Source organism: Candidatus Aquicultor secundus (assembly GCF_002791875.1).
Taxonomy (GTDB): domain Bacteria; phylum Actinomycetota; class Aquicultoria; order Aquicultorales; family Aquicultoraceae; genus Aquicultor_A; species Aquicultor_A secundus.
In genome coordinates this window covers 1,429-2,459 of record NZ_PFNG01000109.1, presented here as the reverse complement: position 1 = coordinate 2,459, position 1,031 = coordinate 1,429, and the positions used below count along the sequence as shown (strand labels likewise).

The following is a 1,031-nucleotide window of genomic DNA, read 5'->3' as shown; positions in this document are numbered from 1 at the left end:
TTCTTTAAACATTCGTCAAATTCTTTGCTCATTATTTTTTCTCCCAAAGAGTAAGACCGTGCGATATTTCTTCATAGAATATTGGGTCTTTTTTCTTTAGCGTTATGTAATCAATTGGTTTTCTAGCGATCGTTTGGATTTTTTCAGCCGTCTCAAACTTACTTGCTTTAGACAAGGCTTCGGGTGGGTCGTTGGTTAAAACAAAAAGGTCAATATCGCTTTCTTCAATATTAGTACCGGTTGCACTGCTGCCAAACAGGATTATTTTGTCGGATATGTTTTTTAGATCAGAAATCAAAGGGTCGATTTTAATGAGATTTATTAAAACTTTTACTTGACGGATAAGAGGGTTCTCTAAACTTACTGAATAAAACGCCATCCTCCCTCTTCTTTGCGAGATTGCTAGACCATCTTCTACCAATTCTCGCAAAGCAAAGTTAGCTCCGGCTCTACTAACGCCGGTAGCCTCTTTGATTTCTTTTTCGGTGTATTCACCGCTTGGATGGTCAGCTAAATATGCAAGGATCTTGTTGTAGTTAGTAAAGAAAAATCTGCTTCTAAAATTTGATTTATGTTCTAATATATTAGACATAGTTCTATTATATTAGAACTCAGGATTGGGTCAAGGGTTCTTGTTTTCTGGAGTCCAAGCCATAACTGTACCCCATAACAACAGGTAGACATCAAAAAAATGCCTTTCTATAGGCATTTTTCCATAGTTTGACATTGGCTCCCCGGATTGGATTCGCACTCGTTAAGGTACTGCTAATTATAGGAACTGGCCGTTGTTAACTAAACTTATCCAAACCTTCCTCCTCCCTACCTTAACCTCATCAAGCCCGCGATACCTTCATGTGTACTGTGGTTTAAGGCTCGATAAATACGTATTAATTTGCGGTTGACCCATATCCTTACGCTTGCCTTATCGTTTATTATCTATATATGCAGCAATCCAGTTATCGAGGGGGGGCTGAATCGAGTTTTTTAAATCTTGAAAGGTCTTTTTGTGAAAAAAGAAAGGATGGGTGAAA

Annotated in this window: 1 protein-coding gene; it reads right to left on the bottom strand. The window is 38.0% G+C overall.

Annotation, left to right across the window (positions count from 1 at the left end; genetic code table 11):
* Window positions 1-31: 31 nt before the first annotated feature.
* A complete protein-coding gene (locus tag COY37_RS04625) occupies window positions 32-592 on the bottom strand; it encodes a nucleotidyltransferase domain-containing protein (RefSeq protein ID WP_286976400.1) in 561 nt (186 codons plus the stop codon).
* Window positions 593-1,031 lie beyond the last annotated feature (439 nt).

Bases quoted from the DNA above. Each gene is read 5' to 3' on its own strand.
- COY37_RS04625 (WP_286976400.1), bottom strand. From the start codon at position 592: ATGTCTAATATATTAGAACATAAATCAAATTTTAGAAGCAGATTTTTC.